Origin of the sequence: Streptomyces sp. NPDC001351 (genome assembly GCF_042896045.1) — a bacterium.
In the GTDB taxonomy this organism is placed as follows: Bacteria; Actinomycetota; Actinomycetes; order Streptomycetales; family Streptomycetaceae; genus Streptomyces.
In genome coordinates, this window is sequence record NZ_JBIAWS010000008.1 from 409921 (window position 1) to 428656 (window position 18736).

Annotated in this window: 21 protein-coding genes; 12 read left to right on the forward strand and 9 right to left on the reverse strand. The window is 69.9% G+C overall.

Annotated features, from left to right (window positions below):
- Positions 1 to 68: 68 nt before the first annotated feature.
- A complete protein-coding gene (locus tag ACFY1U_RS29950) occupies positions 69 to 653 on the forward strand; it encodes a flavin reductase family protein (protein ID WP_390697235.1) in 585 nt (194 codons plus the stop codon).
- A gap of 48 nt (positions 654 to 701) precedes the next feature.
- Here the strand turns inward: ACFY1U_RS29950 and ACFY1U_RS29955 are convergent, their stop codons facing one another.
- Entirely contained in the window at positions 702 to 1598 is an 897-nt protein-coding gene (locus ACFY1U_RS29955; protein WP_390697236.1) for a sigma-70 family RNA polymerase sigma factor, read from the reverse strand.
- 91 nt (positions 1599 to 1689) lie between these two features.
- Positions 1690 to 2127 (reverse strand): alternative ribosome rescue aminoacyl-tRNA hydrolase ArfB, encoded by a 438-nt coding sequence (gene arfB / locus ACFY1U_RS29960; protein WP_390697237.1) that lies wholly within the window; start codon positions 2125 to 2127, stop codon positions 1690 to 1692.
- 173 nt (positions 2128 to 2300) lie between these two features.
- Here arfB and ACFY1U_RS29965 point away from each other — a divergent pair, with 173 nt between their 5' ends.
- On the forward strand, positions 2301 to 2876 hold the full coding sequence (locus ACFY1U_RS29965) for a TerD family protein (protein WP_390697238.1): 576 nt from the start codon (positions 2301 to 2303) through the stop codon (positions 2874 to 2876).
- A 72-nt stretch (positions 2877 to 2948) separates the two neighbouring features.
- On the opposite strand, the gene ACFY1U_RS29970 is transcribed toward ACFY1U_RS29965, so the two are convergent.
- Both ACFY1U_RS29970 and ACFY1U_RS29975 read right to left on the reverse strand, forming a co-directional pair.
- On the reverse strand, positions 2949 to 3161 hold the full coding sequence (locus ACFY1U_RS29970) for a DUF397 domain-containing protein (protein ID WP_390697239.1): 213 nt from the start codon (positions 3159 to 3161) through the stop codon (positions 2949 to 2951).
- Positions 3158 to 4033 (reverse strand): helix-turn-helix domain-containing protein, encoded by an 876-nt coding sequence (locus ACFY1U_RS29975; protein WP_390697403.1) that lies wholly within the window; start codon positions 4031 to 4033, stop codon positions 3158 to 3160. The genes ACFY1U_RS29970 and ACFY1U_RS29975 overlap by 4 nt, the downstream gene beginning before the upstream one ends.
- A 157-nt stretch (positions 4034 to 4190) precedes the next feature.
- Here ACFY1U_RS29975 and ACFY1U_RS29980 point away from each other — a divergent pair, with 157 nt between their 5' ends.
- The 4 genes from ACFY1U_RS29980 to ACFY1U_RS29995 all read left to right on the forward strand — a co-directional run bounded on the left by ACFY1U_RS29980 (position 4191) and on the right by ACFY1U_RS29995 (position 6743).
- Positions 4191 to 4667, forward strand: coding sequence for an ATP-binding protein (locus tag ACFY1U_RS29980; RefSeq protein WP_390697240.1), 477 nt, complete (start codon positions 4191 to 4193; stop codon positions 4665 to 4667).
- 202 nt (positions 4668 to 4869) lie between these two features.
- Positions 4870 to 5793, forward strand: coding sequence for a helix-turn-helix domain-containing protein (locus ACFY1U_RS29985; protein WP_390697241.1), 924 nt, complete (start codon positions 4870 to 4872; stop codon positions 5791 to 5793).
- A 114-nt stretch (positions 5794 to 5907) separates the two neighbouring features.
- Positions 5908 to 6132 (forward strand): hypothetical protein, encoded by a 225-nt coding sequence (locus tag ACFY1U_RS29990; protein ID WP_390697242.1) that lies wholly within the window; start codon positions 5908 to 5910, stop codon positions 6130 to 6132.
- Between the two features lie 62 nt (positions 6133 to 6194).
- Positions 6195 to 6743 (forward strand): Uma2 family endonuclease, encoded by a 549-nt coding sequence (locus ACFY1U_RS29995; RefSeq protein ID WP_390697243.1) that lies wholly within the window; start codon positions 6195 to 6197, stop codon positions 6741 to 6743.
- Here ACFY1U_RS29995 and ACFY1U_RS30000 read toward each other — a convergent pair.
- Complete coding sequence (locus tag ACFY1U_RS30000) at positions 6722 to 7156, reverse strand: hypothetical protein (RefSeq protein WP_390697244.1); 435 nt, start codon at positions 7154 to 7156, stop codon at positions 6722 to 6724. The genes ACFY1U_RS29995 and ACFY1U_RS30000 overlap by 22 nt on opposite strands.
- Positions 7157 to 7237: 81 nt before the next feature.
- On the opposite strand from ACFY1U_RS30000, the gene ACFY1U_RS30005 reads away from it, so the two are divergent.
- The gene (locus ACFY1U_RS30005; protein ID WP_390697245.1) at positions 7238 to 7762 is read left to right on the forward strand and encodes a GNAT family N-acetyltransferase; all 525 of its coding nucleotides are present in this window, start codon (positions 7238 to 7240) and stop codon (positions 7760 to 7762) included.
- Positions 7763 to 7981: 219 nt separating this feature from the next.
- On the opposite strand, the gene ACFY1U_RS30010 is transcribed toward ACFY1U_RS30005, so the two are convergent.
- On the reverse strand, positions 7982 to 8440 hold the full coding sequence (locus ACFY1U_RS30010; RefSeq protein ID WP_390697246.1) for a MarR family winged helix-turn-helix transcriptional regulator: 459 nt from the start codon (positions 8438 to 8440) through the stop codon (positions 7982 to 7984).
- A 62-nt stretch (positions 8441 to 8502) separates the two neighbouring features.
- Between ACFY1U_RS30010 and ACFY1U_RS30015 the strand changes: the two genes are divergently transcribed.
- A complete protein-coding gene (locus ACFY1U_RS30015) occupies positions 8503 to 8871 on the forward strand; it encodes a VOC family protein (RefSeq protein WP_390697247.1) in 369 nt (122 codons plus the stop codon).
- 327 nt (positions 8872 to 9198) lie between these two features.
- Here the strand turns inward: ACFY1U_RS30015 and ACFY1U_RS30020 are convergent, their stop codons facing one another.
- Positions 9199 to 10593, reverse strand: coding sequence for a M1 family metallopeptidase (locus ACFY1U_RS30020; protein WP_390697404.1), 1395 nt, complete (start codon positions 10591 to 10593; stop codon positions 9199 to 9201).
- An 85-nt stretch (positions 10594 to 10678) separates the two neighbouring features.
- On the opposite strand from ACFY1U_RS30020, the gene ACFY1U_RS30025 reads away from it, so the two are divergent.
- The gene (locus tag ACFY1U_RS30025; protein WP_115907403.1) at positions 10679 to 11179 is read left to right on the forward strand and encodes a hypothetical protein; all 501 of its coding nucleotides are present in this window, start codon (positions 10679 to 10681) and stop codon (positions 11177 to 11179) included.
- A 141-nt stretch (positions 11180 to 11320) separates the two neighbouring features.
- On the opposite strand, the gene ACFY1U_RS30030 is transcribed toward ACFY1U_RS30025, so the two are convergent.
- Positions 11321 to 12016, reverse strand: a complete 696-nt coding sequence (locus ACFY1U_RS30030) for a pentapeptide repeat-containing protein (protein ID WP_390697248.1) — start codon at positions 12014 to 12016, stop codon at positions 11321 to 11323.
- 128 nt (positions 12017 to 12144) lie between these two features.
- Here ACFY1U_RS30030 and ACFY1U_RS30035 point away from each other — a divergent pair, with 128 nt between their 5' ends.
- The 3 genes from ACFY1U_RS30035 to ACFY1U_RS30045 all read left to right on the forward strand — a co-directional run bounded on the left by ACFY1U_RS30035 (position 12145) and on the right by ACFY1U_RS30045 (position 16005).
- Positions 12145 to 13326 (forward strand): NAD(P)-binding protein, encoded by a 1182-nt coding sequence (locus ACFY1U_RS30035; RefSeq protein ID WP_390697249.1) that lies wholly within the window; start codon positions 12145 to 12147, stop codon positions 13324 to 13326.
- A gap of 139 nt (positions 13327 to 13465) precedes the next feature.
- On the forward strand, positions 13466 to 14446 hold the full coding sequence (locus ACFY1U_RS30040) for a zinc-binding dehydrogenase (protein ID WP_390697250.1): 981 nt from the start codon (positions 13466 to 13468) through the stop codon (positions 14444 to 14446).
- A 56-nt stretch (positions 14447 to 14502) separates the two neighbouring features.
- A complete protein-coding gene (locus ACFY1U_RS30045) occupies positions 14503 to 16005 on the forward strand; it encodes an MFS transporter (protein WP_390697251.1) in 1503 nt (500 codons plus the stop codon).
- Positions 16006 to 16084: 79 nt separating this feature from the next.
- Here ACFY1U_RS30045 and ACFY1U_RS30050 read toward each other — a convergent pair whose 3' ends face one another.
- Positions 16085 to 18721 (reverse strand): glycosyl hydrolase, encoded by a 2637-nt coding sequence (locus ACFY1U_RS30050; protein ID WP_390697252.1) that lies wholly within the window; start codon positions 18719 to 18721, stop codon positions 16085 to 16087.
- Positions 18722 to 18736: the final 15 nt, after the last annotated feature.

An 18736-nucleotide genomic window follows, 5' to 3' on the forward strand; every position in this document is an offset into this window, starting at 1 on the left:
GGACCTAGGTCCAGTATCGGCCCGGGGCCCGATGCGGCAGCCGCAGGGCGGACACTAGCGTCTCGGGCGTGCCGAACACTCCCGCTGCCACGATCCCGATCACTGCCCCGCCCGCCTCCGGGCATGCTGAGGGGGTGAGCAACGAGGAGTTCCGCGCCGCCATGTCCCGGCTGGCCGCAGGTGTGGTCCTGGTGACCGCGCAGGAGCCGCCGCTCGACCCGGACGACGCGACGGCACCGGGCGGCGAGGACGTCGGCATGACGGCGACGGCTTTCATGTCCGTCTCCCTGGACCCGCCCCTGGTCCTGGTCAGCCTGCGCGAGGGCTCCCGCATGGACGACCTGCTCGACGAGCAGCCCCTGTGGGCGGTCTCGGTCCTCTCCGAGAGCCAGCGCCACATCGCGGGCCGCTTCGCCATGAAGGGCCGCATCAGCGACCGGTTGCTGTTCGAGGACATCCCGTACGTACGTGGGGAGGCGACCGGCGCCCCCTTGGTGGGCGGCGCCCTGGCCACCCTGGAGTGCCGCACGGAGCAGCGGGTGCGGGCCGGCGACCACACCCTGGTGATCGGCCGGGTACTGACCGCCGGGGTGCCGAGCGCGGACGGGGGGCCGCTGGCGTACTTCCGGGGGCGGTACCGGCAGTTGGGGTGAGCTGAGCACTTGGCGTGCGGCAAGGTGCAGGTGGCGCACCGGCCTGGCCTAGTCCACGAGGGTGACGTCCTGCTCCGCCACCCGTGCAGCGTCCAGCACGATGTCGATGACCGCGATCCGGTCCCGTACGAACGTGAAGGCCAACGTCCGGTCCAGGCGCCCTTCGATGAACACGGCCAGCCCGGTGACACCGTCGACCAGCGCAGGCCGCGACACGGCCCCGAAATGCCGGAAGCTCGACGCCCCCTTGGCGACCGCCGCCGCACCCGTCGTCACCCCCACATCGGTACGCGCGACCACATCCGGATCCAGCAACTCGACCAGCGCCCCGAAGTCCCCCTCCCGCGCGGCCGCCAAGAACGCATCCACAACCTCCCGCTGCCGCCCCAGATCGGCATCATGAGCCTCAGCCCCCTGCACCCGCCGCCGCGCCCGGCTGGCCAACTGCCGCGCCGCCACCGGGCTCCGCCCCACGATCTCCCCGACCTCCTCGTACGACACCGCAAACAAGTCGTGCAGCACGAAAGCCAGCCGCTCAGCAGGAGTCAACGTCTCGAGCACGACGAGCAGCGCAACGCCCACCGAGTCGGCAAGCAGCGCATCCTGCTCGGGATCGCCGGCGAAGACCTCCCCCACGCGCGCGGTGCCCGCCCCGCCCTCCAAAGGCTCCTCCGCCCGCGATTTGCGCGAGCGCAGCATGTCCAGACAGACCCGCCCGACCACCGTCGTGAGCCAGCCCCCGAGATTGTCCACCTGCCGGGCATCGGTACGACTGAGCCGGAACCAGGCCTCCTGCACCGCGTCATCGGCCTCGGCGCCGGAACCGAGCATTCGGTAGGCGACGGCCCGCAGATGACTCCGGTGTGATTCGAACCGCCGGGCGAGAAATTCCTTCTCCGCCGCATTCGGAGCGCCGTCCCCGCCGGGAATTCCGTTCTCGTCCATCGCCACAGCTCCTCACATCCCCGTCCGTTGTCAGTGACTTGACGGATGCGAGGGCGGGGATGTGACAAAGGACGTTCTACGAGTGGAGTCCCTAACCCCAGTCCCGCCCGGATCGCCCCCGCTTCGTATCGGAACGCTGCTTCTTCTCCCGCAACCGGCGCTCATTGATCCCGCGCGGAATACGGGTCGGCCGACGCGGCTTGGGCGGCGGCGCGCTGGCCTCGGCGAGGAGGGCGGCGAGCCGTACGGCGGCGGTCTCGCGGTTGCGCCACTGGGACCGGTGCTCGGAGGCACGGACGACGACCACGCCGTCGACGAGCCGCCCGGCCAGCCGCTCCAGCGCCCGCTGCTTCCACACCTCGGGCAGGGCTTCGGTCTTCGCGAGGTCGAACCGCAGCTCCACCTGCGAGTCACTGGTGTTGACGTGCTGCCCGCCGGGCCCCGACGACCGCGAGAAACGCCACATGAGCTCGGCCTCGGGGAGCGAGACGGAGCCGCGGATGAGGTAGGGACCGGACATGCCCACCATGGTCCCGCAGCTGACCGGCACACGTCACGCGAATAACGTTCACCCCAAGTTCGGTAAAGAAAGTAAAGACACGTGGAACCTTCGGCGCCCCTCTTGGCGTTCATAGGGGTAGCTGTAGCTTCAAGCCCGTACGTCGTACCGCCGTACGCAAACGAGGGAAAGGACTCCCAACCATGGCTGTAAGCCTGTCCAAGGGTGGCAACGTCTCGCTCACCAAGGAGGCTCCGGGCCTGACCGCCGTCACCGTGGGCCTCGGCTGGGACGTCCGCACCACCACCGGCACGGACTTCGACCTCGACGCCTCCGCGATCGCGGTCAACGCTCAGGGCAAGGTCTTCTCGGACGCCCACTTCGTCTTCTTCAACAACAAGCAGACCCCGGACAACACCATCGTCCACACCGGTGACAACCGCACCGGCGAGGGCGAGGGCGACGACGAGGCGATCAACGTCAACCTGGCGGGCCTCCCGGCCGACATCGACAAGATCGTCTTCCCGGTCTCCATCTACGACGCGGAGAACCGCTCGCAGAACTTCGGCCAGGTCCGCAACGCCTACATCCGCATCATCAACCAGGCCGGCGGCACCGAGATCGCCCGCTACGACCTGTCGGAGGACGCGGCCACGGAAACGGCCATGGTCTTCGGCGAGCTCTACCGCAACGGCGCGGAGTGGAAGTTCCGCGCGGTCGGCCAGGGCTACGCCTCGGGCCTGGTAGGCATTGCCCAGGACTTCGGCGTGAACGTCTGACAGTCGCTGCGCGCTGCGTTGAGCGGGAGCCCCTGGCTGCGGTTCGCTGCGGCCGGGGGCTCCGGCGTTCAGTCAGCTGCCGGAGGCGTGCGACACGAAGCTCGCCCAGGCGGTGGGGGCGAAGGCGAGCCGGGGGCCGGTCGTGTCGTTCTTGGAGTCGCGGACGTGGATGGTGCGGGGCGCTATCGCGATCTCGACGCAGGAGTTGCCGTCATTGCCGCCGCTGTAACTGCTCTTGAACCACGCCAGGTTGGAGACGTCCCCGGCAGCGGACTTGCGGATCATGTTTCTCCCAGCAGTTGCTCGATGAAGGCCAGTGACTCCCCTGGCGAGAGAGCCTGCGCCCGGATGGTGCCATACCTCAGCTCAAGGATGCGCAGCTGTTTCGGGTCCGTTGTAGGGCGGCCGTTGAACGCGCCGTCGGAGCGCCCCACCGTCGTACCGTCCGGGAACTTCAGCACCTCGATCCTCCCGTCCAGACCGGAGTGGACCTCGGAGTTCAACGGCATCACCTGAAGCACGACGTTGTGCAACCGCCCCACCTCCAGCAGGCGTTCGAGCTGCTGTCGCCACACCATTGTGCCGCCGATGGGACGGCGCAGTGCCGCCTCTTCCAGCACAAAGTGGATAGACGGGGCCGGGTCACGCTCGAAGACCGACTGCCGAGCCAGGCGCGCAGTCACCATTCGTTCCACGTCGTCCGGCGAGTAGGGCGGCTGAGCCGCCGAGATGACGGCCCGTGCATGCTCCGGTGTCTGCAACAACCCGGCGATGATGTTGCACTCGTACAGCCCGATCTCAACCGCCTGCGCCTCCAACTTGGCCAGCTCCCGAACCTTCTTCGGGTACCGGACCTTCTTCACGTCCTCCCAGGTCGCCGCGATCAAGCCACCCGCATTCAGCACCACATCGGCCTCGTTCAGGTAGTCCTGCTTGGGAATTCGCTTCCCGCCCTCCACCTTGTAGACCATGTCCTCGCCGTATCCAACCGCCGCCCCGAACTCGGCGGCCCGCATCCCCACCGCCTCCCGCCGCAGCTTCAGCTGCCGCCCGACAGTGGCAATGACCGCGACTCCCCACTCGTCGTCCGGATCCACCTCCCAACCCGGCTCGTCCGCCTCGGTCTTGAGCAGACCCGCCTCCGCGTCCACTGACATCCCGCGTGCCCCTCCGTCGTACCTGGCCCTACCGCGCGCCCTTACCCGTACGGCCCGCTCCGACAGCCCGGACACCACCGGACAACGTCCGGACAGTCACCGTACGCAACGGAGTCGTCACTGTTCACGGTAAGCGTGCGCGGCCACGCTGAGTGACGTGAATCAAGAAACCGCCGTCATCCGCAACTTCAGCGCGCAGCTGTCCTCCACCCCACGAGGAGCACGCCTGGCCCGTCTGCTGACCACCGAGCAACTCCGCACCTGGGGACTGCCGTTGGACCCGGCGGAGCAGATCGTGGCGGAGCTGGCGGCGAACGCGTCGACCCACGGCCGCGTACCGGGACGCGACTTCCGCCTGACGCTCTACGTCGTCGGCGACACCCTGCGCATCGAGGTCACGGACACGCGAGGTGAGCGTGAGCCGCGCACCCAACTCCCCGCTCCCGATGCCGAGTCGGGCCGCGGCCTCGTACTCGTAGAAGCACTGGCGGACAGGTGGGGCGTGGCACCCGGGCTGCCGCCGCGCAAGACGGTGTGGGCGGAGGTCCGCGTCCACCGGAGCACGGTGGACGCTGCTCCGGTCGGGCTGTGCTCCGGTGGGCCGGGCGACCTTCTCCAAGGAACGAGGAGATGAGAAAGAAACCCCACTAAACCCCGCCCCTCCCGCCCGCAGCACAGGCTCACCCTCGCGGGTGAACATCACCAACTCAGCTGGATTTCGGCCCGGTTGCCTGCCCTACGCTCAGCGCAACACAACCGCAGACATGCAACGGCCCCCGCCGGGACTGCAATCCCAGTGCGGGGGCCTGACCACCGAGGAAGATCGGACCTTCCTGATGGACACCGAAAACCCTAGCGTGCCCCCGCACGCCCAGTCCCGCGTTGCAGCCAACAACCACCCGAACCGGCGGGATCCCGAAACCGGCGGCGGTCTGATCCACGACCACACCCGCCACACCACCCGCTTCACCGTGATCGGCAACCACCTCACCCAGCACCCGGAGCTGTCGCTCCTGGCCATCGGCCTGGGCGCACACATCCAGTCGCTACCGCCGGGCGCCTCCGTCGACATCAAGACCCTGGCCGCCCGCTTCCCCGAGGGCCCGACCCGCATCGCCGCGGCCTTGCGCGAACTGGAAGCCCACGGCTACCTGCGCCGCGAACGCAAACGCATCACCGGCGGCCGTATCGTCACGCGCACGATCTCGTGCAACCAGCCAAGGCCCCACCGCGCTCACCGGCCCGACCACACAGCGGCGGCGCCCGCAGCCGCCCGCCCATGCCCAACCCCGGCGCCCGCGCTCCCAGCCGCACGCAGCACCCCGCTACCCAAGAAGCGCCCCGCCCGCCCCCTCCCCGCCGTACCGCACCCGGCATACCCCGCCCCCAGCCTCCTCCAGACAGCCACCGACCTCCTCACCGGCCTGCGCAACATCGACCCCAGCCTCCTCCTCTCGGCCCACGACGCCGCCCACCTCACCCCCGGCGTCGCCGCCTGGCTGGAACGCGACGTCAGCCCCGCAGCCGTACGCCACGCCCTGACCAGCGACCTCCCACCCGAGGGCCCACGCCGCCCGGCCGCCCTCCTGGCCCACCGCCTGACGGCCCTTTTGCCGCCCCCGCCACCGTTCCGCGCACCCACCGAGCCGCCGGCTGCCCCGCCCCGCTTCCAGACCTGCGAAGGCTGCGACCGAGCCTTCCGTTCACCCGCCCCAGGACTCTGCCGTGACTGCCGTACGCCCCTCGCCACCGCCGCCTGAGTGCGCTCCGTCCAACCACAGGCACGAGCTGATCCCCCGTCCCGAACTGACACCGGACGCCCTGCGTGCAGCCCTCACCGTCGTCGCTCCGGTCGTCTCGACGAGATGCGGGCCATGAAAGACGAGGCCTTCGCCAAAGCCGTCGAGTGGCAGTCCCTCAGCCCGGTACGGAGCTGGGTCCTGATCTGGGCCAGGGAGATCGAGATCGCCCGTCGCCCGGCCCTGTCCAAGCGCTACCTCCAAACCGAGAACGATCTGGAGCACGCGGATCCAGCGATCGCGCTGGAAGCCCTCCTCAGGGCAGTCCTTGAAGAGGCACTGAAGGCAGTTCGCGAGTGACCTGGAAGCGGGAGTACTCCTTCGGAGCCGAAGACACCGCGCGCTCCGCTCGCTATCGAGCCATGCGCGACGTCGTTCACGCGATGGACGACCTCCTGCCGGGCAAGTTCGAGATCACCCGGGAAGGGATCGTCCACGACGCGATCTCGCCCAACAGCCCCCACGAGCTGACGAGGCTTCGTCTCCGGAAGTGCCTGGAAACGGCCATGCCGCAGGAGATCGTGGCCCACACAGGGAAACCCGATGTCGAGGACGAGTCCGAAGGCATCATGCGTCGTCCCGACGTGATGGTGATCGCCTGGTCGGACATGGATGTCCCGGGATCCTTCGACCCCCGTGCCCTCATCGCCGCCATCGAGGTCGTCTCCCACTCCAACCCGGACAATGACTGGATCGGCAAGGTCCGTGACTACCCCCTGATCGGCATCCCGATCTACGCGATCTTCGACCCCCGCACCGGCACCGGCGCCGTCCTCACCGACATCAACACGACCCCCGACGGCCCCCGCTACGCCACCCGCAAGGACTTCGTCTACGGCGAGGACGTCACCATCGGCGACTGGACGATCTCCACGGACGGCCTGCCGCGTTACCAGCCCATCGGCCGGTAGTACCCCAACACCGCCGCCAACTGCGCAAACCACTCCCCCAGCTGCGCCCTCGGCTTCGCCTGCACCACGCACTCGTAGAACTGACCGCTCGGCAGCACCACGGCCACCATCAGCGCTTTGCCGTTCGGGCTCGCCTTGTAGTGGATGCTGCCGATCTCCTGCCAGGAGAACTCGATGGCGGCACCGTGATCCTCGAAGGCGACACCAGCGACATCGACGACGACCGAATTGTGGACGTCGACCGCCATGAACTCCGGCCCCTGCGCAGGCGGTTGGATCTGCGGATTCGGGGCGGCGTGCTGAGGGGGCGGCGGGCCGAAGCCGGCCGGGGCCGCGGCAGGTGGATGCGGCGGCGGGGGCGGCTGACCGTACTGGGGCTGGGTGCCGTACGGCGGCTGCAGCGGTGTCGTCATCGTCTTCCGTCCCCGGAATCGTGGTGTGGCTACGCGGAAATCTTCCCAAAGGTCAGCGCATGCTGCGGATACTGTCGCCCCATGCTCCTCGAACAGCTCACCCCCAAAGACGGCGCCCTCCCCGCCGAGCTGCTCACCGAGCTCACCGCCCTCTACGCCTCCAACCGCGAGTTCCACGCCCTCAGCGGCGACTTCCCCGACCCGGACGACATCCGGCCGGAACAGGTGGCGACCGCACTGGCCGATGAGTTCGTGAACCATGATGTCGACGTGCTGCTCGCCCGCAGCGAGGGACGCCTGGTCGGAATCGCGATCACCCTCGCCCATCACCCCGACCAGGCCGACCCGGATCCATGGATCGGGCTGCTGATGGTGGACGCGGACATGCACGGTCGCGGCTACGGGCGCCGACTCGCCGCCCTCGTCGAGGAACGTTTCCGAACGAGAGGCCGGGACGCCGTACGCCTCGCGGTACTCGACAACAACCCCAAGGCCCTCGCCTTCTGGACCACCCTCGGCTACGAGCTGATCGACCACCGCCTCGACCACCGCCTCGGCCGCCCCTGCGCGGTACTGCGGAAGGACCTCCACACCCCGCCCGCCTGAGCCGCACCCCGCCCATGCACGATGCCGAGGTGGACTGGACGACCTTGGCCGGCACCGGACTCGGCGCACTCATCGTCGTCGGCTCAACCCTGCTCGCTGACCGCGCACGCCGGCGCCGCGACGCGACGGAGCGCAGCCGTCAGGAAGGCAGGAGCATCTGGATTTCAGGCTCGGCTGCACTCCTGTCCGGGCGCGGCGAGACGTGCGCCGGTGGGCGAGCTATACGCCGTCGTTGCCGTCGCGCAGGGAATGGATCATGCTCTGCAGGATCCGGAACGCGTCTGACTGCTCGGCCTCGGTCATGCCGGACAGCATTCTGACCTCGACGGACCGGACCGCTACGGTCGCCTTATCGAGGCTGCGCCGGCCGCGCGGCGTGAGCCGCGCGGGCAGCACCTTCCCGACGGGCGCCTGTGCGGGCCTGGTCACGTAGCCCTCTCGTTCCAGGGCCTGGAGCAGCACGTTCATCGACTGCCGTGTCACGAACGCGCCCCGCGCGAGCTCGGAGTTCGACAAGCCCGGCCGTTGAGCCAGCAGCTCCAGGCAGGAGTACTGCGTCACGCTCATCCCCAGTGGCCGCAGCACCTCCTCCATGGCTGCGCGCAGAGCGCTCGACGCCTCTTTCAGCAGGTAGCCCAATGATTTGTCCAGGTCGACACCGGGACCCTTTTGACTCATGTCAGGATTCTGACATACATTGCCCGTGTCAGGAATCTGACACGAAGAGAAGGAGCATCACCATGCCCGCCACCGGACCCGACTTCATCTCGCTCCAAGTGCGCGACCTCGACGCCTCACAGGCGTTCTACGAGCAGTACCTGGGCCTCGTCCGATCGCCGGCCGGACCTCCGCACGCCGTCGTCTTCGAGACGAAGCCGATCGCGTTCGCACTCCGCGACGTCATTCCGGGCACCGACCTCGCATCCGTTGCCCAGCCCGGCATCGGTGTCGCGATCTGGCTCCACGCCACCGACGTCCAGGCCATCCATGACGCTCTCGTCGCCGACGGCCACACGATCGTCTCCGCACCGATCGACGGCCCCTTCGGCCGGACCTTCACCTTCGCCGACCCCGACGGCTACCAGGTCACGCTCCACGACCGCGTTTGATCGACCAGACACCACCGGACGATCACCAGCGGTTGCGCCCCGGGCTCGTGCGTGACGCTCCCTTCTGCTGCGCTGAGCCGACAATGTCGGGACAACAAGTAGGCAAGCATCGGATGCTTGGCTATGTGGGCATGTGAATGTTGGGCCGCCCTGACCTGCACGGGGCCGTCGGCCTCCCGCACGATCGCGAGGACCTTGCGGAATTCGCCGGGCAGTGCGCCATCGTCGGCCGCGTCGCCGCGGTGCGGGATGAGCAGGACTCCCCGGCTTGAATCGCCGGATCATCCCTTTCACGACCTCCTCCCATGGCCTCCTCTCACGGACTCCTCAGGGATGATCCGGCTTCCCCTCCCCGTACAGCCAGACCTTCCAGATCTCCTTGAAGTCCTTGTCCGGTGCCTTCTTCTCGACGTACGCCGTGAAGTCGTCGGTGTCCGCGTTCCCGTGGCGGTGGGCGGCGGCCCAGCCCCGGATGATGTCGTAGAAGGTGTCGTCGCCGACGGTCTGCCGGATCTTGTGCAGGACCATCGCGCCGCGCTCGTAGACGGGGCTGTCGGAGATGTGCGCCGCGCTGCTCGGCTCGGCCGGCGGGTAGGCCCAGATGTCCTTGTCGCCGTCCTCGTAGCGGGACTCGAAGGTCTGCTGGCAGGTGTCGCCGCCGTGGTCCTCGTCCCACAGCCACTCCGCGTACGTCGCGAAGCCCTCGTTGAGCCACATGTCCCGCCAGCTCTTCGGGGTGACGGAGTCGCCGTACCACTGGTGCGCGAGTTCGTGGACGAGGGTTCCGGTGTCGGGGGCGCCGGGGAAGACCGGCCGGTTCTGGGTCTCCAGCGCGTACCCGGCGTCATCCGGGCGGTCGACGATCGCTCCGGTGGAGGAGAAGGGGTACGGCCCGAAGTTGTACTCCTCCCACTCGATGATCTCGGGGAGCTGCGCGAGGACCTTGCGGGCGTCCTTAGCCTGGGTCGGGTCGACGGCCACGTACACGGGCAGGTGTTTGCCGCCGATGGTGTACCGGCTGATGTCGTAGTGGCCGATGGCGAGGGTGGCGAGGTAGGTCGCCATCGGTTCGGCGGTGTGCCAGGTGTAGGTGGTACGGCCCCCGCTGCTGGTCTCGCCCGTCAGTTCCCCGTTGGACACGGCCTGCAGGCCCTTCGGCACGGTCACGGCGATGTCGTACGACGCCTTGTCGGAGGGGTGGTCGTTGCCGGGGAACCACGCCATGGAGCCGGTGGGCTCGCCGAGCGCGAGCGCGCCGTCGGCGGTGCGCAGCCAGCCCTCCTCGGACTCGTCGGGGTCGGTGATGGTCACCGGGCTGCCGGAGTAGCGGACGGTGACACGGAACGTCTCCTTGGCACGGAGGTCGTCGTGCGGGCGGACGGTGAGCTCCTGCCCGGTGCGGTTCCAGCGGGCGCGTCTGCCCTCCACGGTGACCTCGTCGACGTGCAGCCCCTTGAGGTCGAGGTTGAAGGCGGAGAGGGCCTGGGTGGCGCGGGCGGTGATGGTCGCGGTGCCGGTGAGGCGATGCCCACCGGAGGGGTCGTAGGCGAGCTTCAGGTCGTAGTGGCCGACGTCGTATCCGCCGTTGCCCGCCTTCGGGAAGTACGGGTCGCGCAGGCCGGAGCCGCCCGGTGTGCCGTGGACACCGGCGCCGCACGCCGTCAGGGCCGGGGCCAGGAGCACGGCGAGGGCGCAGAGAGCCGCGGGGGCTCGGCGGACCATGGAGGCGCGGAGGGCTGCGGGGACAACGGGGACGGGTCTGGGCACGCCGGTGATCCTATGGCGGCGGCGTGACACCATCTCGTACGTGCTCGACATCGGCTATGCCCTCTCCAACCGTTTCCCGGATCCCCCGCAGACGGACTACCGCCGCGCGGACGTCCATGCGCTGCGGCACGACCTGTTCTGCGGCGACGTCTATCTCGCGGACACCAAGGCGGACCGAGAACTGTCCACAGCCTGGGGATGGGTACCGGTGCTCGACTTCGCATGGGCGCTGTGCGACATCGTGGAGCGCATCGACCGCGACCCGGCGGGCTCCCGCGCGTCGCGGCCACAGCGCGCCGAGCTGGACTTCACCGAGTCGACCGACCGCATGCTCTTCGAGCGGCGCTTCGGGTGGGTGGACGTGGAGGCCGACTGGATGCCGGCGGAGGAGCCGCCGCTCTCCTTTTCCCACGGTGAGCTGCGGCGCGAGGCCCGGGACTTTCTGCATGACCTGATTGCCGACCTGGTCGACCTTCATGAGGACCTTGGGGAGAACCCGGCGATCTGGACTCTGCAGGCCCGGTTTCCCAGGGTGCCGTGACGTTCGGTGCCGCCTGCTGGGGGCTGCCGCCCCCAGACGCCCGCTTTCGGCCTGAACGGCCTCGCCCTCAATCGCCGGACAGGCTGAAAGCCCAAGCCCCGGCGGGCAAGGATCGAGTGCGGCCAGCGCCGAAATGTGCCCTCACCCCTCCACCCGAATCCCCATCTCCGCCGCCAACACCGGCGCCAGATCGACCAGTTGCCCCGGACTGATCACCGCCCCCGCCAGCCGGTCCACCCCGCGTGCGATGCCTAGTTCGGCCGCCGCTCTCAGGTCCACGTCCTTCAGGACCGCCTCGGTGAGGTCCGCCTCCTTCAGGACGCAGTCCACGAACTCCACGCGCTCGAGCCGGGCGCCCCCGAAGTCCGGCTCCACCAGCACGCAGCTCTCGAAGACGACGTCCTTGAGTCCGGCCGCGCGCAGGTTCAGGTAGTCGATCTTGCCGCCGCGGATCACCACCCGCTCCAGGACCGCGCCGTGCAGCTGCACCCCGCCGAGACGGGCGTCGACCACCTCGACGTCGCGCAGGGTGGCCTCGGCGAGGTTCGTGCCGACCCCGCGCGGCCCCGTCAGGACCGAGTCGAGGATCCGGGCGTGCCGCAGCCCCGTCTCGTCCAGCGCGCACCCCGTCAGCGCGCAGTCCATGAAGCGGGCGCCCCCGCCGTCCTGTCCCGCGAGGTCCGTCTCCCGGAACTCCAGCCCGTCGTAGTCCCCGTCCGGCTCCAACTTCCCGCCCCCGAACGGCTCCAGCGCAGGCAGCCGCACCTCCGGCCGCCGCGCCCCTTTCACCGCCGTACCGCTGGAGCCACCCATCCCGCCCGCCTCTCTCCTCGCCATGCCCCCATGGTGCACTCCGCCACTGACAACGACCCTGACCAGGTTGAACGCCGCTCATGTCACATTCCGGGGGCTCGATCCGTCGTATGCGCAGAAAGGCGGACCCGAGACGAGGGAGACCCCGAGCCATGCACCGCATCACCGTCATCGGCGGCGGATTCGCCGGAGTGACCGCGGCCGTCACCGCTGCCGAGGCCGGCGCCAAGGTGACCGTCTTCGAAGCCCGCCACACCCTCGGCGGCCGAGCCCGGACCGCCGACGGCCCGTACCGGACGAACGACGGACCGCACGCCCTCTACAACGGCGGCCCGCACTGGACCTGGCTCAAGCAGCGGAACCTGATCGGACCGCTCGCCCCGCTCCCTCCCCTGGAGGCGGCCCGGCTGCGGCTGCGCCACCAGGGCAGTCTGCGCCGCACGCCGCCCTTCGCGATGGTCAAGCTGCTGCGCCCCGGTCTCCAACAGGCGCCGGTCGACGTCGACTTCATGACCTGGGCCACCGGCATCGCGGGCGAGGAGGCCGCCCGCGCCGCCGCCCACTATTCCGCCGTCGCCCTCTTCCATCACGACCCGGGCGCCCTGTCGGCCGCGTTCGTGCAGGAGCGGCTGCGCCGTGCCACCAAGCTCCCGCCGGAGGCGCACTATCCGCGCGGCGGCTGGGCGAACGTCATCGACCGGATGGCCGCCCGGGCGTGGAACCTGGGCGTGCGGATGGAGACCCTGTCCCGGGTGGACTCCCTCGACGCCCTTCCGGCGACCGGCGGCCCGGTCGTCGTCGCGACTTCTCTCGACGCCGCCCGCCGGCTGCTCAGGGACGACTCCCTGACCTGGACGAGCGGTCGTACGACGCTCGTCGATCTCGCCGTGCGGAGCCGGCGCGGGGACGCCTTCGCCGTGGGCGACCTCGACTCTCCGGGATGGCTGGAGAGGTTCACGGCGCAGGACCGGTCGCTCGCCCCGGCCGGCGAGCAGCTCGTCCAGGGCCAGATCCCCATCGCCCCGCACGAGACGAAGGCCGACGGTGTCGCCCGCGCCGAGGAGCTTCTCGACCTGGCCTTCGAGGGCTGGCGCGGGCGCGTCACCTGGCGGCGCGAGGCCGTCGCGAACGGCCGTACCGGCGCCGTCGACCTGCCGGGCACCAGCTGGCGCGACCGCCCCGCCATCGACCGCGGCGACGGCGTGTACCTCGCCGGCGACCAGGTCGCGGCCCCCGGTGTCCTCTCGGAGGTCTCCTTCAACAGCGCCCTCGCCGCGGTGTCGCTGGCGCTCGGCCGCCGGGCCACCGGCCCGCTTGACCTCAAGCATGCTTGAGGTTGAAGGCTGGGGTTCCGGACAGACAGCTGCGTTACCCGAAACGGCCGGGTTACCCGAAACAGACGGGTCACCCGAAACAGCCGGGTCACCCGAAACAGCTGGTGTCCCTGACAAGCAACCGATGGGGGATTTCACCATGCACGCCATCCGGCTCCATGCCTTCGGTCCCGCCGAGAACCTCCGCTACGAGGAGGTGGCGGACCCTCTGCCGGGCCCCGGCCAGGTCCGTATCGCCGTAGCGGCGGCGGGAGTGCACCTGCTCGACACCGCTCTCCGGGAGGGCGAGCAGGGGCCGCTGCCCGAGCCGACCCGGCTGCCCACCGTCCCGGGCCGCGAGGTCGCCGGCGTCGTCGAGTCGCTCGGCGAGGGCGTCGCCAGGCTGTGGCTCGGCAAGCGTGTGGTCGCCCATCTCGGATTCGCCCCCGGAGGCTACGCCGAGCTGGCCGTCACCGAGGTCGACCGCGTGCACGAGATCCCCGCGAACCTGGACTTCGCCGCGGCCGTCGCCATGATCGGAACGGGCCGTACGGCGATGGGGATCGTGCAGTTCGCCGAGCTCGGCCCGGATGCCGTGGCCGTGATCCCGGCCGCCGCCGGCGGCATCGGCACCCTGCTCGTGCAGTACGCGAAGAACGCCGGCGCCACCGTCGTCGGCCTGGCGGGCGGCCCGGAGAAGACGGCGCGCGTGGCGGCCAACGGCGCCGACCTCGCCGTCGACTACACGGAACCGGGATGGCCGGACAAGGTCCGTGCCCACCTCGGCGGACGGCCCGCCACCGTCGTCCTCGACGGCGTGGGCGGCGAGGTCGCACACCACAGCGCACAGCTCCTCGGACCCGGCGGCAGACATCTCGTCTTCGGCTGGTCGGCCGCGGGCGCCCGGGGCGGCGAGCCCTCTCTCGTGGACGGCGTCTCCGAGCGGGTCCTCGGCCCCGCGATGATGCGGAAGGCCGGCGGCCCCAACCCCGTACAGACCCTGGAACTGCGCGCTCTCGCCGAAGCAGCCGCGGGCAGGCTGACCCCCGCCGTGCAGCGCTTCCCGCTCGCCGAGGCGGCGGCCGCGCACCGTGCGCTCGAGACACGCGGAACGACCGGAAAGGTGGTCCTGGAGCCATGACCAGGCACAAGGCATCCGCAGATGCGATACGTACAGATTCATGGTCTTCTGACCGAGTGAGCGTCACCCGTACAGGCGAAGCCAGCCCTCCTGTGGACGCCGACCCCCGCCGCTGGTGGGGCCTGGTGATCATCGCGCTCGCGCAGCTCATGGTCGTCCTCGACGCGACCATCGTGAACATCGCGCTCCCGTCCGCACAGCGCGACCTGGGCATGTCCGACGGCAACCGGCAGTGGGTGATCACCGCCTACACGCTGGCCTTCGGCGGACTGCTCCTGCTCGGCGGGCGCATCGCGGACCTGGTCGGCCGCAAGCGGACGTTCGTCTTCGGGCTGATCGGCTTCGCCGCCGCGTCCGCGCTCGGCGGCGCCGCCACCAGTTCCGCCATGCTCTTCGGCGCCCGCGCGCTGCAGGGAGCCTTCGCCGCCGTCCTCGCGCCCTCCGCGCTGTCCCTCCTGACCACGACCTTCACTGACCCGAAGGAACGCGGAAAGGCCTTCGGCATCTACGGCGCCCTGGCCGGCAGCGGCTCGGCGATCGGGTTCATCGTCGGCGGTCTGCTCACCGAGTACCTGGACTGGCGCTGGTGCCTGTACGTCAACGTGCCCATCGCGATCATCGCCGTCTTCGGTGCCTTCGCGCTGCTGCACGACCGTCCGGGCCGCAAGGGCGCCCGCCTCGACGTGCCGGGTGCGGTGCTGGGCTGCGGCGGACTGGTCGCGATCGTCTACGGCTTCAGCGAGGCCGAACCGAGGGGCTGGACCGACCCGCTGGTGCTGGCGCTGTTCGCGGTCGGCGTCGCACTCCTCGTCGCCTTCGTGTGGTGGCAGAACCGGGCCCCGATGCCCCTGCTCCCCCTCCACATCGTCAAGGACCGCAACCGGGCGGGCTGCTTCCTGACGATGATGCTCGCCGTGATCGGCATGTTCGGGCTGTTCCTGTTCATGACCTATTACTTGCAGGTGGTGCTCGGCTACTCGCCGGTGAAGACCGGTCTGGCCTATCTGCCGCTGACCGCCGCGATCATCACCGGCTCCACGCAGATCTCCGCCCGGCTGCTGCAGCACGTGGCGCCGCGCGTGCTGATGGTCCCCGGCATGGTCCTCGCGTCCGGCGGCATGATGATCCTGACCCGGATGACCACGCACTCGTCGTACGCGACCGAGGTCATGCCCGGTCTGATCCTGATGGGTCTCGGCATGGGTCTGACGTTCATGCCGGTCTTCGCCACCGCGACCGCGGGCGTCGCCCCGCACGACTCCGGTGTGACCTCGGCGACCGTCAACACCTCGCAGCAGGTGGGCGGTTCGATCGGTACGGCCCTGCTGAACACCATCGCCACCACCAGCAGCACGGCGTACATCGCCGCCCACCTCCACAACCCGGCGCAGAAGGCCCTGATCGCCAAGGAGGGCGTCGTCCACGGCTACACGGTCGCCATCTGGTGGGCCGCCGGAATCATGCTGCTGGCCGGCCTGGTCGCGGGCCTGATGGTCACGGCGAAGGCCCCGAAGCGCGGGGCAGCCGCCGAGAGTCCGGTGCCGGAGCCGGTCGCATAGGGGGCACAAGGACGGGGAGGGGCCGCACGGACCGCGGGCCCCTCCCCTTCTCCCCCCTTCAGGGCGGTCGCTCAGCCGCTCACCGCAGTCGCCGTACGTCGATGGCCCAGATCCCCCGCCCGTGCGTGGCCGCGTACAGCCGCCCGTCCGGGCCGGTCCGCAGCTGGAGGACCGCGGTGGTGGGCAGGTTGTCCCCGGCCACCCTCCAGCCCTTCGAGCCCGGCGTCCGCACCAGCACCCCGAGATCCGTGCCCAGCGCGATCGTGCCGCCCTTCAGCAGGGCCACCGAGTCGGCGGGTACATCGGGCAGGTTCCCGGAGACGTCCTTCCAGGTGACCCCGCCGTCCCGGGTCTCGAAGAGGTGCCCGACACCCGCGCCCGGCCCTTCCGTCCACTTCCGCGAGAAGCCGTTGACGGCGAGCAGGACGTGATCGGAGTTCGCGGGGTCGATCGCCAGACCGGAGAGGTAGCGGTTGGGTACGGTCCCGTCCACCGGCAGGCTCAGCTGGTGCCAGCCCGTGCCGTCGGCGTTGCCGACCGCGATGCCGCGTGTGAAGCCCTGGTTGTTGCAGGGCCCGCACCAGGCGGCGTACACCTTGCCGCCCGAGGCGGCCACCGCCGTGGCCGTGTGCCCCGCACCCAGGTCGAACGCGCCGAACCACTCGCTCCCGCTGCGGATCGCGTACCCCTTGGTGTTGATCCACACATGCCGGCCGCCCGCGACCCAGACCTTCGGGTCCTTGATGTCGGCGTTCAACGGGGCGATGAAGCGTGCCTCGCCGGTCGCGTTGTCGGGCGGGGCGACGGAGTACGTCGTCGCCTTCGACGGGTCGGTGACCCAACCACCGTCGTTCACCGCGCAGTTGTTGGTGACGGAGACCGCCAGGTAGACGTACTCCTGGGCGATGTTGCACCCGTTCGCCGGGTCGGTGATCGTGTCGCCGCCGTCACCGCCGAAGTTGGAGCCCATCACGCGGTCACCGGCCCGGAGCTCCGACTGGCCGTTGTCCTGGAGGCCACCGGTGATCGCCACGCCCCGCCCGGCCGGATCGGCTCCGACGCCCACCGAGTAGTACTGCAGGGCGTCCATCGTGCCGTCGTTCAGGGAGGTCCAGTCGGTCGCGTGCCCGGAGGCGTCGGCGCTGCCGTTCAGCGGCCGCCGGAAGGTGCCGCCGTCGTCGCCCACGACGACGTACGGCGCTCCGCCGTTGCTGCCGATCGCCACGGAGTGCTGGTCGGCGTGGACGGTCTGGTGGCAGTCACCGGTCTGCTTGCCCGGGTCGATGGACCAGCAGGGGAACCCGAAGTTCCAGTACGGACCCGGCACCGACCAGGACTTTCCGCCGTCCTTGGTCTCGAAGACCTCCTCCAGACCGGCGTACACATGGTCCGGGTCCTTCGGGTCGACGGTGAGGAACTGGTCGTACCAGGCCTGGATCCCGGGCTGGTACCCGGCGCCGGTGAGCGCGGAGCCGGAGTCCCGCAGCTGCTTGTAGTCGGCGATCCTCGTCCAGGGGCCGGTCGGCGAACCGGACTTGGAGACGAAGATGCCCTCCAGCCCGCTGTCCGGGTTCTCCGCGGTCTGCTCGGGAGACTGGTCGATGGCGTAGTACCGCGACCCGTCGGCGCTCCGCGCGAAGGTCACATTGCCGACGTCCTCGGCGTTGCTCGGCAGGTCACCGAGCCCGGTCAGCCGCTGCCAGCTGCCCCCGGACCTGGCGTAGAAGCCGTTGTAGGTGTCCCCGCCGCGCCAGCCGACGGCCAGCACGACCTTGCCCGGGTCCTTCGGGTCGATCGCGATGTCACTGGTGATGTTCTTGTACGCGGCCGACGGGTCATTCGCCTTCGGACCACCGGGCAGATAGTCCGGGTTGGGCGCGAACTCCAGCTTCCAGTGGCCCTTCAGTGTCTTCGTGGAGTGGCTCCACACGCCCTCGGTGGTCGCGGCCCACACTTTGTCGCCGGCGAAGCGCAGGGCGTTGATGGACGTCGACTCCAGCTCGTCGCCGCCGACCCGGTCGCTCGGACCGAAGCTGCCCTTGCGCGGATCGGCGAGGACGTACACGCCGGTCCCGAGGAAGGAGGTCGCGCTGGTGTTGGCCTCACCCGTGGCGTACCAAAGGCGCCCCCGTCCGTCGAGCTGCAGATCGCCCGTCGACAGCGCGGGCAGCCCGTCGGAGATGTTCGTCCAGTGACCGCCACCGGTGCGCGAGCGGAAGACCCCGCCGTTGGCCGAACCGGCGTACACATAGCCGTGCCGGTCGGCCGCGAGCCCGGTGACCCGGCCGGTCACCTTCCCGGCCCCGCCGCTGGAGTTGGAGTTGATGTCCCGGTAGCGCGGGTCGTCGGAGTCGTAGGGCAGCCGCGTCAGATCGCTCCAGCTGCCCTTGGTGTGCGGGAGATTCACCAGAGCGTCGTACGCCGCCCCGTACGCCCCCGGCGCCACGATCCCCGGCGAGGTGCGCGCCTCGGCGTACTGGTCCGCCTGCTCGGCTTCCTCCTGTGCCTCTCCCCCGCCGTCGTCGTCCCCCGTCTGCGCGAAAGCCGACAGGCCCTTCTGCTGCTGATGCAGAAGGGCCTGTCTGTGAAGTTCCCGCACACCGAAGGGGTCTCTGCCGCCGTTCGCCGCCTGGGCCTGAGTGACTGTCAGGCCCAGCGCGGCAGCGGTGGCAAGCACCGCCCATACTCGTCTTCTTCGCCAGCCGTCGGCTGCCATGAAGTGCCCTCCCCT

Excerpts from the sequence above, each read along its gene's own strand:
- ACFY1U_RS29955 (WP_390697236.1), bottom strand. The coding sequence starts at position 1,598 with ATGGACGAGAACGGAATTCCCGGCGGGGACGGCGCTCCGAATGCGGCG.
- arfB (WP_390697237.1), bottom strand. The coding sequence starts at position 2,127 with ATGGTGGGCATGTCCGGTCCCTACCTCATCCGCGGCTCCGTCTCGCTC.
- ACFY1U_RS29965 (WP_390697238.1), top strand. The coding sequence starts at position 2,301 with ATGGCTGTAAGCCTGTCCAAGGGTGGCAACGTCTCGCTCACCAAGGAG.
- ACFY1U_RS29970 (WP_390697239.1), bottom strand. The coding sequence starts at position 3,161 with ATGATCCGCAAGTCCGCTGCCGGGGACGTCTCCAACCTGGCGTGGTTC.
- ACFY1U_RS29975 (WP_390697403.1), bottom strand. The coding sequence starts at position 4,033 with ATGTCAGTGGACGCGGAGGCGGGTCTGCTCAAGACCGAGGCGGACGAG.
- ACFY1U_RS29985 (WP_390697241.1), top strand. The coding sequence starts at position 4,870 with ATGGACACCGAAAACCCTAGCGTGCCCCCGCACGCCCAGTCCCGCGTT.
- ACFY1U_RS29990 (WP_390697242.1), top strand. The coding sequence starts at position 5,908 with ATGAAAGACGAGGCCTTCGCCAAAGCCGTCGAGTGGCAGTCCCTCAGC.
- ACFY1U_RS29995 (WP_390697243.1), top strand. The coding sequence starts at position 6,195 with ATGCGCGACGTCGTTCACGCGATGGACGACCTCCTGCCGGGCAAGTTC.
- ACFY1U_RS30000 (WP_390697244.1), bottom strand. The coding sequence starts at position 7,156 with ATGACGACACCGCTGCAGCCGCCGTACGGCACCCAGCCCCAGTACGGT.
- ACFY1U_RS30005 (WP_390697245.1), top strand. The coding sequence starts at position 7,238 with ATGCTCCTCGAACAGCTCACCCCCAAAGACGGCGCCCTCCCCGCCGAG.
- ACFY1U_RS30010 (WP_390697246.1), bottom strand. The coding sequence starts at position 8,440 with ATGAGTCAAAAGGGTCCCGGTGTCGACCTGGACAAATCATTGGGCTAC.
- ACFY1U_RS30015 (WP_390697247.1), top strand. The coding sequence starts at position 8,503 with ATGCCCGCCACCGGACCCGACTTCATCTCGCTCCAAGTGCGCGACCTC.
- ACFY1U_RS30020 (WP_390697404.1), bottom strand. The coding sequence starts at position 10,593 with ATGGTCCGCCGAGCCCCCGCGGCTCTCTGCGCCCTCGCCGTGCTCCTG.
- ACFY1U_RS30030 (WP_390697248.1), bottom strand. The coding sequence starts at position 12,016 with ATGGCGAGGAGAGAGGCGGGCGGGATGGGTGGCTCCAGCGGTACGGCG.
- ACFY1U_RS30035 (WP_390697249.1), top strand. The coding sequence starts at position 12,145 with ATGCACCGCATCACCGTCATCGGCGGCGGATTCGCCGGAGTGACCGCG.
- ACFY1U_RS30040 (WP_390697250.1), top strand. The coding sequence starts at position 13,466 with ATGCACGCCATCCGGCTCCATGCCTTCGGTCCCGCCGAGAACCTCCGC.
- ACFY1U_RS30050 (WP_390697252.1), bottom strand. The coding sequence starts at position 18,721 with ATGGCAGCCGACGGCTGGCGAAGAAGACGAGTATGGGCGGTGCTTGCC.